General features: G+C 45.2%; 20 protein-coding genes and 1 pseudogene. 15 read left to right on the top strand and 6 right to left on the bottom strand.

Translation table 11 applies throughout. From position 1 onward, the window contains the following. The first annotated feature begins 8 nt into the window (after positions 1–8). Positions 9–881: an acyl-CoA thioesterase II gene (locus N5J47_RS01705; protein WP_267980678.1), complete on the top strand. Its 873-nt coding sequence runs from the start codon at positions 9–11 to the stop codon at positions 879–881. Positions 882–1,013: 132 nt separating this feature from the next. Beyond that, positions 1,014–2,255 carry a dicarboxylate/amino acid:cation symporter gene (locus N5J47_RS01700; protein ID WP_279958612.1) on the top strand — a complete coding sequence of 414 codons (1,242 nt, stop codon included), beginning with the start codon at positions 1,014–1,016 and terminating at the stop codon, positions 2,253–2,255. Positions 2,256–2,307: 52 nt separating this feature from the next. Here N5J47_RS01700 and N5J47_RS01695 read toward each other — a convergent pair whose 3' ends face one another. The 6 genes from N5J47_RS01695 to N5J47_RS01670 form a co-directional block, all read right to left on the bottom strand. Then, on the bottom strand, positions 2,308–3,252 hold the full coding sequence (locus N5J47_RS01695; protein ID WP_279958611.1) for a metal-dependent hydrolase: 945 nt from the start codon (positions 3,250–3,252) through the stop codon (positions 2,308–2,310). 128 nt (positions 3,253–3,380) lie between these two features. Next, complete coding sequence (gene yihA / locus N5J47_RS01690) at positions 3,381–4,157, bottom strand: ribosome biogenesis GTP-binding protein YihA/YsxC (RefSeq protein ID WP_279958610.1); 777 nt, start codon at positions 4,155–4,157, stop codon at positions 3,381–3,383. 83 nt (positions 4,158–4,240) lie between these two features. Beyond that, complete coding sequence (locus tag N5J47_RS01685) at positions 4,241–4,693, bottom strand: Rrf2 family transcriptional regulator (protein ID WP_279958609.1); 453 nt, start codon at positions 4,691–4,693, stop codon at positions 4,241–4,243. 77 nt (positions 4,694–4,770) lie between these two features. Beyond that, positions 4,771–5,982: an NO-inducible flavohemoprotein gene (gene hmpA / locus N5J47_RS01680; RefSeq protein WP_279958608.1), complete on the bottom strand. Its 1,212-nt coding sequence runs from the start codon at positions 5,980–5,982 to the stop codon at positions 4,771–4,773. A 502-nt stretch (positions 5,983–6,484) separates the two neighbouring features. Then, on the bottom strand, positions 6,485–8,035 hold the full coding sequence (locus tag N5J47_RS01675) for a helicase HerA-like domain-containing protein (RefSeq protein ID WP_279958607.1): 1,551 nt from the start codon (positions 8,033–8,035) through the stop codon (positions 6,485–6,487). A gap of 19 nt (positions 8,036–8,054) precedes the next feature. Further along, on the bottom strand, positions 8,055–9,248 hold the full coding sequence (locus N5J47_RS01670; RefSeq protein ID WP_279958606.1) for a PLP-dependent transferase: 1,194 nt from the start codon (positions 9,246–9,248) through the stop codon (positions 8,055–8,057). Between the two features lie 167 nt (positions 9,249–9,415). On the opposite strand from N5J47_RS01670, the gene N5J47_RS01665 reads away from it, so the two are divergent. The 13 genes and pseudogenes from N5J47_RS01665 to rplN all read left to right on the top strand — a co-directional run bounded on the left by N5J47_RS01665 (position 9,416) and on the right by rplN (position 15,861). Further along, positions 9,416–10,144, top strand: coding sequence for a type 1 glutamine amidotransferase (locus N5J47_RS01665; RefSeq protein WP_279958605.1), 729 nt, complete (start codon positions 9,416–9,418; stop codon positions 10,142–10,144). Between the two features lie 226 nt (positions 10,145–10,370). Then, a complete protein-coding gene (rpsJ, locus tag N5J47_RS01660) occupies positions 10,371–10,682 on the top strand; it encodes a 30S ribosomal protein S10 (protein ID WP_000070912.1) in 312 nt (103 codons plus the stop codon). Positions 10,683–10,739: 57 nt separating this feature from the next. Beyond that, positions 10,740–11,378, top strand: coding sequence for a 50S ribosomal protein L3 (gene rplC / locus N5J47_RS01655; protein ID WP_267980873.1), 639 nt, complete (start codon positions 10,740–10,742; stop codon positions 11,376–11,378). Positions 11,379–11,389: 11 nt separating this feature from the next. Then, positions 11,390–11,992: a 50S ribosomal protein L4 gene (rplD, locus tag N5J47_RS01650; RefSeq protein ID WP_004683274.1), complete on the top strand. Its 603-nt coding sequence runs from the start codon at positions 11,390–11,392 to the stop codon at positions 11,990–11,992. Next, positions 11,989–12,309, top strand: coding sequence for a 50S ribosomal protein L23 (gene rplW, locus N5J47_RS01645; protein WP_004777441.1), 321 nt, complete (start codon positions 11,989–11,991; stop codon positions 12,307–12,309). Before rplD ends, rplW begins: the two co-directional genes overlap by 4 nt. An 11-nt stretch (positions 12,310–12,320) precedes the next feature. Then, positions 12,321–13,145, top strand: a complete 825-nt coding sequence (gene rplB / locus N5J47_RS01640) for a 50S ribosomal protein L2 (protein WP_004678591.1) — start codon at positions 12,321–12,323, stop codon at positions 13,143–13,145. A 13-nt stretch (positions 13,146–13,158) separates the two neighbouring features. Continuing rightward, on the top strand, positions 13,159–13,434 hold the full coding sequence (gene rpsS / locus N5J47_RS01635) for a 30S ribosomal protein S19 (RefSeq protein ID WP_004678590.1): 276 nt from the start codon (positions 13,159–13,161) through the stop codon (positions 13,432–13,434). A gap of 11 nt (positions 13,435–13,445) precedes the next feature. Beyond that, positions 13,446–13,775 (top strand): 50S ribosomal protein L22, encoded by a 330-nt coding sequence (rplV, locus tag N5J47_RS01630; protein ID WP_004683272.1) that lies wholly within the window; start codon positions 13,446–13,448, stop codon positions 13,773–13,775. A gap of 1 nt (position 13,776) precedes the next feature. Continuing rightward, positions 13,777–14,596: pseudogene (gene rpsC / locus N5J47_RS01625) on the top strand (30S ribosomal protein S3). Beyond that, positions 14,536–14,949: a 50S ribosomal protein L16 gene (gene rplP, locus N5J47_RS01620; RefSeq protein WP_004678587.1), complete on the top strand. Its 414-nt coding sequence runs from the start codon at positions 14,536–14,538 to the stop codon at positions 14,947–14,949. Before rpsC ends, rplP begins: the two are co-directional and overlap by 61 nt. Continuing rightward, positions 14,949–15,146, top strand: coding sequence for a 50S ribosomal protein L29 (rpmC, locus tag N5J47_RS01615; RefSeq protein WP_000849927.1), 198 nt, complete (start codon positions 14,949–14,951; stop codon positions 15,144–15,146). The genes rplP and rpmC overlap by 1 nt, the downstream gene beginning before the upstream one ends. After that, entirely contained in the window at positions 15,143–15,400 is a 258-nt protein-coding gene (gene rpsQ, locus N5J47_RS01610; RefSeq protein ID WP_004760649.1) for a 30S ribosomal protein S17, read from the top strand. Before rpmC ends, rpsQ begins: the two co-directional genes overlap by 4 nt. A gap of 92 nt (positions 15,401–15,492) precedes the next feature. After that, positions 15,493–15,861, top strand: coding sequence for a 50S ribosomal protein L14 (gene rplN / locus N5J47_RS01605; RefSeq protein ID WP_004657680.1), 369 nt, complete (start codon positions 15,493–15,495; stop codon positions 15,859–15,861). Positions 15,862–15,868: the final 7 nt, after the last annotated feature.

The raw sequence follows: 15,868 nt of genomic DNA, 5'->3' as shown, positions 1-15,868 counted from the left end.
GTGGTTATATGAATGCTTTGACTCAAGAACTCGTTGAATTATTGACGCTGGAACGGATTGAAGAACATATCTTTCGGGGCAACAGCCGCAATCTGGTCGGTAAACGGGTATTTGGCGGGCAGGTGCTAGGGCAGGCGTTAAGGGCCGCATCCTACACCACAGATCGTCCAGCACATTCACTGCATGCCTATTTCCTTTATGGCGGGGACGTGAATGCACCCATCATTTATGAGGTTGATCCCCTGCGTGATGGAAAGAGTTTCGCCAGCCGACAAGTCAGGGCGATCCAGCATGGACGTACGATTTTTTCTGCAATGGTATCTTTTGCCAATCCAGAAGAAGGATTGAACTATCAGCATAAAGAGCCAGAGTACCCTGCGCCAGAGGAGCTAAAGTCTGAAAAAGAACTAAAAGAGAGCATGATCAACTTTGTGCCTGAAAATGTCCGTGCCAGTTTTATGCGTGAGCGTCATGTGGAAATTCGGCCAACTCAATTGGTCAATCCATTTGCCCCACAACCAGAGGCGCCGTATTACGCACATTACATTCGTACCCATGATCAAATTCCTCAGAACATTGACGAAATTTCGTTACATCAGGCCATCGTTGCGTTCTATTCAGATTTTACCTTGATGACCACGGCATTGCGTCCACATGGTCTTTCATGGATTTCTCCAAATCTACAATGTGCCAGTATTGACCACACCATTTATTTCCATCGTCCACTGCGTGCAGATGACTGGATGCTCTACGATATGGAGGCAACCATCAGTGCCAGTTCGCGTGGGCTAAACTTTGGACGGATGTGGCAAAATGGTCAGTTGGTCTGTAGCACAGTGCAGGAAGGCTTGATTCGGCTCAGGGAAATTGAAACCCAGTAACATATGAATTGATAAAAGAAGACCATCATTTTGATGGTTTTTTTAATGATAAGCATGTGACAAAAAATTGCTCGATTCTTCAACATGGGCGTGCCATAGTACCAATAAGTTAAAAATGCCTTATCCATCACAATGAATCTAAATACGCAAATTTTAATTGCCGCGATACTGGGTGTGGCATTTGGTTTCCTGTTGATTGCCTATCCACAAACACTTTTCTTCGATTACAGCCTGTACGGTTTGGGCATATTAAGCAGCATTTTTATTGGCTTGTTGAAAATGCTGCTGATTCCCCTGATCTTTAGCTCAATTGTGGTTGGCGTTTCCAATTTACAGGCAGGCGGACAATTTGGACGGGTCTGGAAAATCACTGTATTGTGCTGTTTTACCACGACCACACTGGCACTGATTTTAGGGATTGGCTGTGCGCATCTGTTTGAGGTGGGCAAGGGCATTGACATCAGCCTTTTTCAGGCAGAAATCCAGAACCACCAAACCCCTGATACCCTGACCCCCTCCAGCTTTTTTACCAACTTTATCCAAAACACCCTGATTAATCCCTTTAAGGCATTTAGTGAGGGCAATGTACTCGCGGTTGTGCTGTTTGCATTGTTCATTGGCGCGGCATTGGTCAAGGGTGGGGAAAGTTTTGCCCAGGTGCGGAAGCTCAGTCAGCAATTCTTCAACATTATGATGCTGCTGGTGAGCTGGGTGATGCGACTTGCGCCAATTGGGATTTTTGCCCTGCTTGCCAAGCTGATTGCAATCGAAGACCTTTCCGTGCTGAGCCGTCTGGCTGAGTTTGCAGTGGTGGTGACGGGCACCACGATTTTCCACGGCGTGGTGGTTTTACCTGCCTTGCTGTGGATTTTTGGAAAGATGAACCCGATGACCTTTTTTCGCGGAACCCGTACCGCCTTGGTCACAGCATTTGCAACCAGCTCAAGTTCCGCAACCATGCCACTGAGTATGCAATGTGCCCAGGAAAATTTGGGCGTACGACCACAAACTGCGGGTTTTGTCATTCCCTTGGGCACACAGCTCAACATGGATGGTACGGCGCTGTATGAAGCTGCCGCTGCCTTGTTTATCGCCAACCTGATGGGTTTGGACTTGAGTTTGACCCAGCAAATTATTGTCTGTCTAACCGCCATGATCGCATCTTTGGGTGCACCAGGTATTCCAAGCGCAGGCATGGTCACCATGATTATGGTATTGCAGTCGGTTGGACTACCTGCGGAAGCCATTGCGATTTTACTACCGATTGACCGTGTGCTGGATACAGTACGTACCGTGGTCAATGTGCAGGGTGACATGATGATCAGTGTGGTGGTTGATCGTTATGCCAAACAGGCAGAGGCTGAATCAAGTTAAATTCTGGCAATAAAAAAGCAGGAGATGACTCCTGCTTTTTTATTTGAATTAATTATGCTGCTGGCTGCAAGGCACGTTTTGCCGCTGGTGAGTTATTGAGATAATTCACGGCATCCTGGGTATTGCCCTCTTTTACAGGGTCGTACCACGGCATGAGGTAATCAAGCTGCTGGGCGACCAACCAGGCTGGACCTGGCAGAATCTTGGAATCCTGAAGCGCAATCTTTGACCATTCGATCCAGATCCACGGTTTGAACAGGCTTGGTTTTTTATCTGCAAAACGCGGGTCCTGACTCATGATGTGCGCTGCACCATCCACCCACAAGCCCAGTACACCAATAATCACGGCAACACTGAGGTAGTAGCGTGCGACATAACCACCGCCCAAATGACGGTAAAGGTCAAATGCAACAGTACGGTGCTCGATTTCTTCAGAACCATGCCACTTGATTAAATCCAGCATTTCAGGGTCTGCACCAAGTTCCGCCCAGCGCTTGTTGTAAAGCGCATATTTACCCAGTACACAGGTCATGTGTTCGACGGTTGCGATTACACCCAGACGGAACAAGTCCCATTGATGGTCAAGGGCCTTTGGAATTTCCTTGCCAAATGGTTTGTCTGCCAAAGCCTTGGTGAACAGGAAGTCCATAATGTCGAGGTTGCGCTGAATATCAATATTGCGCTGGCTGAGATATTCCTTGTTCGCAGAGGTGTGCGCCACAGCGTGCATAGCTTCCTGACGAATAAAAGCCTGAACATCTTCCTTTAATTTTTCATCAGTGATTTGCGGAAGCACCTTGTTGTACAGGCGGCAAAACCAGAACTCACCAGCAGGTAGAATGTTATTAATCTCATTAATAAAATAACTGGCAAAAGGCTGGTTAGGAATCCAGTCTACTGGCGTGTTTTCCCAGTCAAACTTTACCTTGCGTGGGAGAATTTTATAGTCAATCGAAGAACCAAGAACTTTGTTCTTCACAAATGATAGTAATTTCATCGTTTAGTCCTAATCGATAGTGCAATGAACCAACACTAGCAGTATATGAAAACATCCATGTAGTTGTGTTTAGCAATTCAGGACAATTAAAAATTATTTTATGCATCAAGTTGCATGAAATGCATTTTTTACTCTTGAATGTCCGTTTCTGATGCTTCAGGGATCTGGCTGAGGTCAAATTCAGCAGTTTGATTGAGGGTATAGTTTAGACGGCCTGCCATCACACTGGCGAGCTCTTCCAGGCCAATTCGGTTGAGGGAAGAGAACAATTGAATCGAGAAGTCCAGTTTCATTTTCTTCAATTGCTGTTTGACTTCCAGCAGGGTCTTGTTGGCAGGGCCACGATTCAGTTTATCGGCCTTGGTTAAAAGAATATGCACAAATAAATGACGTGAGTGTGCCCATTCCAGCATCATCAGGTCGAAATGTTGCAATGGATGGCGGATATCCATCAACAATACCAAACCCTGTAGGCTTTTACGGTGGATGAGGTAGTTTTCCAGTTCTTTCTGCCAAACGATCTTCATCGCTTCAGGTACAGCCGCATAACCATAACCAGGTAAGTCAACCAGACGCTGCTCTGGATTGCCCAAGCTAAAAAAGTTGATCATCTGGGTACGGCCAGGTCTTTTAGAGGCACGCGCCAACTGCTTTTGATTGGTCAGTGCATTGATTGCACTCGATTTTCCAGCGTTTGAACGGCCAGCAAATGCAATTTCGTAGCCTGTATCTTCTACGCATAAAGCCAGTTTTGGCGCACTCATTAAAAATTCAGCTTGGCGTAACCAATTTAAAGACTGGACTGCATATTCGGTGATAGCAGGGTCCATCTTTTTTTCATAACTGATTTTTTGCTTAGGTGCGAGTCTGGCTTTGGTATCTTTCGATTTTTCACTACGACGCATAGAAGCTTACTTTTGAATTGAAATAGCAATGACTATTATAGAGGATGTCAGCGATTGGTGCGAATCTCATCGCCAGATTGTGGCTAGGCTTTTTGAATCAGCTGTAAAAAATCAATGTTTGAGCTTGGCGAGGAGGGCAGGATACTGTGTTGCAGGACTTCATCCAGCGTGTACTGGTCAAGACTCTGATAAAAACATTCCAGTGCCTGATCCAGTATACCTTTCAGACCACAGTGCGAACGTAGCACACAAGGAGGAGTGTTACATTCTACAATTTGATGGTTGCCCTGCAAGATACGAACGATTTCACCTAGTTTAAGCTGTCTGGCTGCTGGATTAAGACGGATGCCACCGCCCTTGCCACGCGTGGTGACAATCCACTGCTGTTTGCCCATGAAGTGAACGATTTTAACCAGATGGTTTTGTGACACATGCAGGTCTTGCGCAATATCGGCAATCGTGTACGGTACATCACTCGGGCGAGCGATATACATCAAAATTCTGAGCGCATAATCAGTAAATTTATTGAGTTGCATGGTTTCACTCAATCGATTGCTTGAAATAGAAAAGGCTAGTCTATCACAGGCTAGCCTTATACAAAACGCAGGACAGATTAGCTCAATCGAACCCCACCTGTACCGAATGCCTCGCTATGAATGTTTTCGGCAGGAATACCACGGGCAACCAGTGCCTTATGCTGTTCCGCCATAAACGGCATTGGACCACAGAGATAGTAATCTGCATTGATTGGCAGTAAAGCGGCATCCATCGCTGCTAAATCCAGACGGCCAGCAACATCATAATCTTCAGCCAGTACATCGCCCTCATGTGGAAACTCATAGGCAGTAAATGTGCTCAGGCGTGGATATTTTGCCTTTAATTCATGAATATGCTGTTTCATGGCATGCACCTGACTGCTACGGCAGGCATGAATAAAGCTGACAGGTTGAGGCATATCTTCTGTCACCAATTGATTCAGCATGGCAATCATTGGAGTTAAGCCAACACCACCACTGATAAACACATTACGTTTTTTGCTATCAATCAGGTAGAAGTTGCCTGTAGGTGCAGACACCTCAATTTCTGAACCCTCAGCCAAGCCATGTAAAGTGCTTGATACCCAACCACCTGCCAAATCACCTTTTTCATCTTCACGCTTGACTGAAATACGTAGGTAGTCTGCTTGTGGACTGGTTGACAAGGTATATTGACGTGGCTGTCTTAAACCCAGTTCCTCAACAAATACACGTACTGAAATGTATTGACCCGCTTCATATTTTGGCAACTCACCACCATCGACAGGTGCAAGGTAGAAAGAGGTGATTTCATCACTTTCAACCACTTTCTTGGCGATTTTAAAAGTACGCCAGCCTAACCAACTGCCTTTGGTTTGTTGATGCTGGTCATAAATGGCTTTTTCAGTGTTGATAAACAGTTCAGCCAGTTGACCATAAGCCGCAGCCCATGCCGCAATCAATGGATCTTCCATTGAAATGCTGAGCACTTCACTGATTGAATGGAGTAGGTTTTCACCCACAATACCGTAGTCAGGTGACTGAATATTCAGGCTGACATGCTTGTGGGCAATGAGTTCAACCACAGGCAACAGCACAGATGGATCCTCAATATTTTCCGCGTATGCCAACACAGCGCCTGCAAGAGCCTGAGCCTGGGCACCACTGCGTTGGTGTCCCATGTTAAAGGTTTCCTTTAAATCAGGATTATTGCCCAACATGCGGTTATAGAAATAACCAGTCAGTGCCACACCGTTTTCACGAAGTACAGGTACAGTTGCTTTTACTAGGTCAATTTGCTGTGGAGTCATTTTTGATCTCTCTTGGCTATCATCTATAAGATGTATTTAAAATACATTTTTAAATATGGATTTGCAATATATATTTAAATAAAAACCATAATTTTTTTATGGAATATATTTATAACATTGTTTTTGATGGAAATTAAGAGGATTTATTGGAATGGCTGGCAAAGAAGAGCCTTAATGTATGGAGGAATCGGTTGAAACAGGATGTCATTTTGAGATCAAGATTGCCTTGCTTTTGTTTAAAGTGATCGATATATCGTGTATTGGTTTTTATTTGGAAAGATAATTGGATTCAATTTGCCACGGTTGTCCTGATTTTGATCATATCCAGACTGGTTTCTGTCGCACCACGGTTGGCATTAACTGTATTGCTGGTACTGTTTTGGGTGGAAATGGGTTGAGATGATGATTTTGCTATTTGAAATCTCAGGTTGTTAAGGGGACTTAAAAGTAAACCATCATCTCATCAAAATTACCAACAGACTTTTGACGTGGTTTTTCTTATTTAGCGTTTACCAAATAATGACCCCAGCAAACCCCGTACAATTTTTTGACCAGTCGAACCACCCAGACTACGTGCAGCACTTTTGGCAAAGGTTCCAACAATATCCTGCGTCAGTTTCTCTCGGTCACGCTGGGCTTTTTCAGCGGCCTTTTGCTGTTCTTTTGCAAAACGTTCCTGTTCCTTGGCTTGTTGTTTAGCTAAAGCTTCCTGTTCCTTGGTCTGCTGTTTTGCCAACTCATCCGCCTGCTTCTGTTGCGACTGCTGCAATACTTTTTGTTGTAATCGTTCATAGGCACTATCCCGATCAACAGCCTGATCATAAACACCTGCGACAATGCTCTGACCAATAATCACCTGACGCTCTTCAGCGCTAATTGGACTAAATGCAGAGTAGGGTGGCATGACCCAGCCACGTTCCACAATCTGTGGTGTGCCTTGTTCGTCCAGACAGCTAATTAAAGCTTCACCGACTGCCAGCTCGGTAATGGCCTGATCAACCCTAAATTCAGGATTGGCACGGAAAGTATCAGCCGCAGTCTTCACTGCCTTTTGGTCTTTTGGGGTAAAGGCACGTAGCGCATGTTGCACACGGTTACCCAGTTGGCCCAAAACGCTTTCAGGCAAATCCAGTGGGTTTTGGGTAATAAAATAAATCCCCACACCTTTGGAGCGAATCAGGCGAACCACCTGTTCGATTTTCTGTTGCAAGGCTGGACTGGCATTGTCAAATAACAAATGAGCCTCATCGAAGAAGAACACCAGTTTCGGCTTATCCATATCACCAACTTCTGGAAGTTGCTCAAATAGCTCAGAAAGCATCCATAATAGGAATGTGGCGTAGAGTTTGGGGGTATTCATCAATTTATCCGCAGCGAGGATATTGATATAGCCCTGACCATTGCTGTCTGTCTGGATAAAATCCAGAATATTCAGGCTAGGTTCACCAAAGAATTGCTCACCGCCTTGATCACCTAAAGCCAGTAAATTACGTTGAATGGCCCCAAGACTGGCTGGGGAAAGGTTGCCATACTCAGCTTTCAGTTCAGCCGCATTTTCACTGACGTAACTCAACATTGCCTTGAGGTCTTTAAAATCAATCAGCAATAAGCCCTGATCATCTGCAATACGGAAAACTGCGGAGAGCACACCCTCCTGGGTGTCATTCAGATTCAGCATCTGCGCCAACAATAACGGACCAATTTCCGAAATGGTAGTGCGAATTGGATGACCCTGCTGACCAAACAAATCCCAGAACATCACGGGTGATGCAGCAAAAGGCACCGATTCAATATTCAGCGTTTTTAGGCGTTCATCAAATTTGGGACTGCTTACACCTGCCTTGGCTAAACTGGAAACATCTCCTTTGGCATCAGCCAAAAACACAGGCACACCAAGACGGGAGAAACTTTCAGCAAGCACCTTGAGCGTCACGGTTTTACCTGTTCCTGTCGCCCCTGCAATCAAACCGTGCCGATTGGCAAATTGCGAATGTAAAACAATATCTTGAGTGGTATCAGTGGTTTTTTTAGCAATAACAATGGGTGTACTCATTCTTCACCTATTCTTTATCTCATTCGAGCTGTTTTAATGCGTTTTGAATATCTTGGATTAAATCTTGTGGATGTTCTAGTCCTATACAGAAGCGAACCAATAAACCTTGTTGTAAATGTGTATTTTCAAGCGTACGCATCTGTTTTAAATCATAAAGCATGACAAGGCTGACAGGGCCGCCCCAGCTAAATCCAAGTTTAAACAGCTTGAGGCTGTCGCAAAATTTACGGATCGCGGTAATATCAAATTCAGGCTTAAAAATAACACTGACCAACCCCGCACTTTTACCTGTGGTGCAAACCTCTGTCCAGAATGAATGACCTGCGGAATCGGGCTGGGCTGGATGCAGCACCTGACTGAATTCGGGTTGTTGCTTTAACCAGCCTAATAAGGTTAAGGCACTTTTTGACTGCTGTTCATAACGTAGTGACATATGTGCCAGACTACGCTGGATTTGTGCGGTATCATCACCAGAAACGGAGATACCTTGAATGGCGTGCATACGATAGAGTTTATGATGCAGATGTTGGTCAAGCGTGACCACTGAACCCATCAGCATGTCGCCACCACCGCTGGGGTATTTGGTCAATGCATGAACCGTCATATCAACAGCAAGATGCTCATCAGAGAAATCAAAGGCATTAAAGGCCAGTCCAGCACCCCATGTGTTATCCAAAGCAGTGAGAACATTGGCCTGTTTGGCTTTTTTAACCAGATTTTTGAGATCTGGAAATTCCAGCGTGACTGAACCTGCTGCTTCAAGCCAGATTAGTTTACTTTTTTCTGTTGGCTGAAAGCTTTCCGCATCAATTGGGTTGTAAATCTTGACCTGAATAGCATAGCGGTCTTGCAGGTTGTTTAAATGCTCAAGGTTTGGTCCATAAATATTGTCTGCCACCCAAACTTCATCACCTGAGCTTAAAAAAGCACTGTTTACCAAATTAATTGCAGATAAACCACTGGGTGCAAGCAGGCAATATTTTCCACCCTCAATCTGGGCAATATTGTCTGCCAAGGTGAAAGTGGTCGGGGTGCCATGTGTACCATAACTATAGTCGTAGGGATCGGTCCAGTGACGGTCAAAAAGGTGCGCCGTGGTTTTAAAAATAATGGTGGATGCACGAAATAGGGGAGGCTGGATGGTTTCTATATATTGAGGGGCTTGGCGTGGTGCATGGATGAGATCAGTTTGGGCATGATTGTGTGTCGTCATGGGGCAAAATCTAGGCAATATAATGGTTTAGGTTAAGAGAAAATACACAATCCTGCCAGTGGTTTGCATATTTTGTACAGAATCGGTACAGAGTAGGGAGTCAGCACAAAACTGGCTTTATTCTTGCTAAGACTAATTATCATTCTAACGACAACAGGTTTTGGCGCATGAAGTCGCATTTAAGAGTGCATTATTTTCAGCACATTGCAGGCGAGGGTTTTGGAAGTTGCTATAGCTTCCTGAAAGCACATAAAGCAAAAATTACCGCTACAGAATTCTTTGCCTTGCCCGTTGATTTACCCCTTGAGTTGGAGGCATTGCCTCGTGTGGATGAGGTTGACCTGTTGATCATTATGGGTGGAACCATGAGTGTCAACGACGAGGCAAATTATCCTTGGCTCAGGCTGGAGAAACGCTGGCTACGTCGCTATCTGGCCGCAGGCAAGCCCGCGATAGGGTTGTGTCTGGGTGGGCAGCTCATTGCCAATGCACTGGGCGCGGCGGTGAGTCGCAATCCTCAGCAGGAACTGGGCTGGATGGATGTGGGACGGGCATCTTCCGTTCCAGAACATTGCTTTCAAATTCCCGAGAAAATTAACATTATGCAATGGCATAGTGAAACCTTTGAAATCCCTAAAGGTGGTGTGCGTCTAGCGGAAAACAGGGTGTGTCGTAACCAGCTTTATCAAATAGGGCGGAATGTTCTGGGTTTTCAGTTCCATCCAGAAATGACACCGCACGCTTTGCAGCTATTGATTGAAAATGAGGAGGATATGGCGGTATTTAATGGGGAGTATGTACAATCCATTGCAGAGTTGAAAAAATCCAATCAAAGCAAATTCGAACAGGGCAATATCCTGCTGAATCAGGCGATTGACTATGTGGTGAGCGCATAGGCGGGCTTTAAGGCCAAAAAAAGAAAAGAAGAATTGCATAAGACTTAAACAATCGCTACAATGGGCGACCCTCAAATGGAGGGCGTTTTCTACGAAGAAAGTAGTCAACGCATTACAGTCCTGGCATCGATCACGACCTTAGTGAATTTCACTGCCCTTGACACTTGCCAAAAGGTGAGGTGCGTCATGGGTGATTCTTTATATATTTGGCTTGGAGTTTACTGGTATGTCTAACCAGAGAATTCGTATCCGTTTGAAGTCTTTTGATCATCGCCTGATTGATCAATCTGCTCAAGAGATCGTAGAAACCGCTAAGCGTACTGGCGCACAGGTGTGTGGTCCAATCCCGATGCCTACTCGCATCGAACGCTTCAACGTTCTTACTTCACCACACGTCAACAAAGACGCTCGTGACCAGTATGAAATCCGCACTTATAAACGCCTGATCGACATTGTTCAACCAACAGATAAAACTGTTGATGCATTGATGAAGTTGGATCTTGCTGCTGGTGTTGATGTTCAGATCGCTTTGGGTTAAGGCTTTCGGTTAATTAACTCTAAGTTAATTAGGCCGCTTTTTTAGAGGTTTATGCACATGGCTATTGGTTTAGTCGGTCGCAAATGTGGTATGACTCGCATCTTTACTGAAGCAGGTGTTTCTGTTCCAGTAACAGTGATCGAAGTCGATCCAAACCGCATTACGCAAATCAAAACACTTGAAACTGATGGTTATCAAGCAATTCAAGTAACTACTGGTGAACGTCGCGAATCGCGCGTAACTAACGCTCAGAAAGGCCACTTCGCGAAAGCGGGTGTTGCTGCTGGTCGTCTGGTTAAAGAGTTCCGTGTTACTGAAGCTGAGCTTGAAGGCCGTGAAGTTGGTGGTTCTATCGGTGTTGATCTGTTCACAGTGGGTCAAATTGTTGATGTCACTGGTCAGTCTAAAGGTAAAGGCTTCCAGGGTGGTGTTAAGCGTTGGAACTTCCGTACGCAAGACGCTACACATGGTAACTCTGTATCTCACCGTGTATTAGGTTCTACAGGTCAAAACCAGACACCTGGTCGCGTGTTCAAAGGCAAGAAAATGGCTGGTCACCTAGGTGATGAACGCGTAACGGTTCAAGGTCTTGAAATCGTATCTATTGACGCTGAACGTTCTGTTTTAGTTGTTAAAGGTGCAATCCCTGGTGCAACGAATGGTGACGTGATTGTACGTCCTACCATCAAAGCGTAAGGTGAAATAGAATGAATTTAAAAACTGTTTCTGGCGCTGCGGTTGAATTATCAGAAGTTGCTTTTGGTCGTGAATTTAACGAAGCTCTTGTACACCAGGTTGTTACAGCTTATCTAGCTGGTGGCCGTCAAGGTACTCGTGCTCACAAATCACGTGCAGATGTTTCTGGTGGTGGTAAAAAGCCATTCCGTCAAAAAGGTACTGGTCGCGCTCGTGCGGGTTCTATTCGTAGCCCAATCTGGGTTGGTGGTGGTAAAACTTTTGCTGCTCGCCCACAGGATTGGTCTCAAAAAGTAAACCGTAAGATGTATCGCGGTGCAATGCAATGTATTTTGGCTGAACTTGTTCGCCAGGATCGTCTTGTATTGGTTGAAGAGTTTGCTGTTGCTGCTCCTAAAACCAAAGACTTGCTTGCTAAATTGAACGACTTGAATGCAACTCGTGCATTGATCGTTACAGATGCTGTAGATGAGAACTTATATCTTGCAGCGCGCAACCTTCCACACGTTGATGTGGTAGATGCAACTGCAATTGATCCTGTTAGCTTGATCGCATTCGATAAAGTTGTCATGTCTGTAGCTGCTGCTAAGAAAATTGAGGTAGAACTCGGATGAACAACGAACGTCTATATCAAGTCCTACAAGGACCAGTATTCTCAGAAAAAGCACAAGTTTTAGGTGATACTGCTGGTGTTCAGGTGTTTAAGGTTGCATTAAATGCAAACAAGCTTGAAATCAAGAAAGCAGTTGAACAACTCTTTGGTGTTGAAGTTGTTAAAGTAAACACAACAATCACTAAGGGTAAAACAAAACGCTTTGGTAAGACATTGGGACGCCGTTCTGATGTTAAAAAAGCATACGTCACCCTGAAAGCTGGCCAAGATGTTGAAATGGCTGACTTGGGCGATACCGCTGACAACGCAGCGGAATAAGGACGAAAATTATGCCAATTCAAAAATGTAAGCCAACGTCTCCAGGACGTCGCTTTGTAGAGAAAGTGGTTCATGACCATCTTCACAAAGGCGCGCCTTATGCACCGTTGGTAGAAGCTAAAAAACGTACTGGTGGTCGTAATAACAATGGTCACATCACTACACGTCACGTGGGTGGTGGTCATAAACAAAACTACCGTATTGTTGACTTTAAACGTAACAAAGATGGTATTCCAGCGACTGTAGAGCGTATCGAATACGATCCTAACCGTACAGCGCATATTGCTTTGTTGAAATATGCTGACGGCGAACGTCGTTACATCATTGCGCCTAAAGGCCTGCGTGCTGGTGATAAAGTTCAATCTGGTAACGATGCTCCAATTCGTCCAGGTAACTGCCTGCCACTTCGCAACATGCCAATCGGTTCTACTCTTCATAACCTTGAACTTAAAATCGGTAAAGGTGCTCAGTTAGCACGTTCTGCTGGTACTTCAGTTCAATTGTTGGGTCGTGATGGTTCTTACGCTATCGTTCGTTTACGTTCTGGTGAAATGCGTAAAATCCATGTTGAATGTCGCGCTGTCATTGGTGAAGTTTCTAACCAGGAAAGCAACCTGCGTTCATTGGGTAAAGCTGGTGCTTCACGCTGGCGTGGTGTTCGTCCTACCGTACGTGGTATGGCAATGAACCCAGTTGACCACCCGCACGGTGGTGGTGAAGGGCGTAGCAAGGGTATTCAACCTGTAAGCCCATGGGGTCAAAAAGCGAAAGGGTACAAGACACGTACCAACAAGCGTACGACTAAGATGATTATTCGCGACCGTCGCGTCAAGTAAAGGAATCTGACTAATGCCTCGTTCATTAAAAAAAGGTCCATTCGTCGACGCGCACCTGTTCGCTAAAGTTGAAGCGGCAATTGCTGCAAACAACCGTAAGCCGATCAAAACTTGGTCACGTCGTTCAATGATCCTGCCAGACTTTGTTGGTTTAACAATTTCTGTTCACAATGGCCGTAACCACGTTCCAGTGATCATCACTGAACACATGGTTGGTCATAAACTAGGTGAATTCGCGCCAACTCGTACCTATCGTGGTCACGGTGTTGATAAGAAGTCTAAACGTTAATAGGTGCTATGATGGAAGTAACTGCAAAATTACGCGGTGCCGCTATCTCGGCACAGAAAGCACGTTTAGTTGCTGATTTGATCCGTGGTAAATCGGTTGCGCGCGCGCTAGACATTTTAAACTTCAGCAACAAGAAAGCGGCTGTGCTTGTTAAAAAGGCACTTGAGTCTGCAATCGCCAATGCTGAACACAACAACAGCTTAGATGTTGATGACCTTAAAGTAACTACGATCTACGTTGATGAAGGCATGAGCCTTAAACGTATCCTGCCACGTGCCAAAGGCCGTGCAGACCGTATTACTAAGCGTACTTGTCACATCACCGTTAAGGTAGGGGTTTGATATGGGTCAGAAGGTTCATCCAATCGGTATCCGCCTGGGTGTTGTGAAACGCCATAACGCTAACTGGTATGCGAGTCCGAAACAATACGCTGAATACTTGCTTAAAGATCTTCAGGTTCGTGAGTTTTTAACTAAAAAACTTAAGAACGCGATGGTAAGCAACATTCTTATCGAACGTCCTACAGGCGCTGCTAAGGTAACAATTAGCACTGCTCGTCCTGGTATCGTGATCGGTAAAAAAGGCGAAGATATTGAAAAATTACAGCGCGAACTCACCAACATCATGGGTGTTCCAGCGCAAGTCAGCATCAATGAAATCGATCGCCCAGACTTGGACGCACGTCTAGTTGCTGAAGCAATCGCTTCTCAATTGGAAAAGCGTGTAATGTTCCGTCGTGCTATGAAGCGTGCGGTTCAAAACACCATGCGTGCTGGCGCAAAAGGTATCAAAGTTGAAGTTTCTGGCCGTTTAGGTGGTGCAGAGATCGCTCGTACTGAATGGTATCGTGAAGGTCGTGTACCTTTGCATACGCTTCGTGCAGACATCGACTATGCAACTATGCGTGCAGAAACAACTTACGGTACGATCGGCGTTAAAGTATGGATTTTCCGTGGTGAGATCCTGGGTGGCATGAAACAAGTCATGAACCCTGCTCCTGCTGAAGAACGTCCAGCTAAACGTGGTCGTGGTCGTGGTGAAGGTCAGGAACAACGTCGTGGACGTCGTAATGACCGTGCTGCTGACAAGGGAGAATAATCCATGTTGCAACCTAAACGTACCAAATTCCGTAAAGTGCACAAAGGCCGTAACACTGGTCTAGCGCATCGTGGTAGTACAGTATCATTTGGTTCGATTGCAATTAAAGCAACTGAACGTGGTCGCATGACTGCGCGTCAGATTGAAGCTTGCCGTCGTACCATTAGCCGTCGTATTAAGCGTGGTGGTAAAATCTTCATCCGCGTATTCCCAGACAAACCAATTACCGAAAAGCCATTAGAAGTTCGTATGGGTAAAGGTAAGGGTAGTGTGGAATACTGGGTGTGTCAGATTCAGCCAGGTAAGATCCTGTACGAAATTGAAGGTGTGAGCGACGAGTTGGCGCGTGAAGCTTTTGAATTGGCTGCCGCTAAACTCCCGTTTAAAACCACTATCGTGACTCGGACGGTGATGTAATGAAAACTAAAGATCTACGTGAAAAGTCGGTAGAAGAGTTGAAAGCGTTGCTTGATGAGCAACAGCTTAACCAATTCCGTCTTCGTATGGCGAAAGCAACTGGTCAACTAGGCAAATCGCACGAAGTGCAAATTGCTCGTAAAACAATTGCTCGTATCAAGACACTCCTTACCGAAAAACAGGGGAACGGACAATGAGTGAAAAAACAGTCCGCACGTTAACAGGCCGTGTTGTAAGCGACAAAATGGACAAGTCTATTGTTGTGCTTATTGAACGCCGTGTTCAACACCCGTTGTATGGCAAATCAATCCGCCGTTCAACTAAACTACACGCTCATGATGAGAACAATGTTGCTAAAACTGGCGACTTGGTGACCATCAAAGAAAGCCGCCCAATTTCTAAAACTAAAGCTTGGACTTTAGTGGAAGTCGTTGAAGCAGCTGCTGAGTAATTAGACGTTCTTGTTGCATCATCGGACAATTTCGAGTACTCTTTGAGCCTTTCGAAATTGCGACCGGTGATGCTCGGTTTTGGAGTAGGGCAATGATTCAAACCGAAAGTATGCTCGACGTAGCAGACAACAGTGGTGCACGCCGCGTACAATGTATCAAAGTACTAGGTGGTTCACATCGTCGTTATGCTTCTGTTGGCGACATTATTAAAGTTACTGTAAAAGAAGCAATTCCACGCGCACGTGTTAAAAAAGGTGACGTGATGAATGCTGTAGTTGTTCGTACAAAATTTGGCATCCGTCGTCCAGATGGTTCAGTGATTCGTTTCGACGATAACGCTGCTGTTATTTTGAACAACAACAAAGCTCCGATTGCGACTCGTATCTTCGGACCAGTGACTCGTGAACTTCGTACTGAACAGTTCATGAAAATCATTTCATTGGCTCCTGAAGTTCTATAAGAGGCAA

Origin of the sequence: Acinetobacter sp. GD03645 (genome assembly GCF_029845285.1) — a bacterium.
GTDB classification, from domain to species: Bacteria; Pseudomonadota; Gammaproteobacteria; order Pseudomonadales; family Moraxellaceae; genus Acinetobacter; species Acinetobacter corruptisaponis.
Note: the sequence above shows the minus strand (reverse complement) of the source record. Positions and strands in the feature narration are given on the sequence as shown.